The organism is uncultured Dokdonia sp., from assembly GCF_947492815.1.
Lineage (GTDB): Bacteria > Bacteroidota > Bacteroidia > Flavobacteriales > Flavobacteriaceae > Dokdonia.
In genome coordinates, this window is record NZ_CANLOB010000136.1 from 1 (window position 1) to 215 (window position 215).

Annotated in this window: 1 pseudogene; it reads right to left on the minus strand. The window is 40.9% G+C overall.

What is annotated here, in order from left to right:
- Positions 1-215: pseudogene (locus tag Q1A01_RS23840) on the minus strand (ABC transporter permease); the annotation flags it as partial.

Here is a 215-nt window from a genome sequence, read left to right on the forward strand (position 1 = left end):
GAAGCTCCCGTCTCTCTTACGAAATTACGTTGTGAGTTATTAAATACGATATCACCATCACTATCGGCAGCCACAAAAAATCCTTGTCCTACTGGAATGTAACGCTCTGGTGTTTTAGTACCACTACCTATATTAGACACATCTGGATGACTTACTGCAGGAGTTCCTCCAGAAAGGGTATATAAAGCATATCCAGCTTGATAATCTGCCTGAAT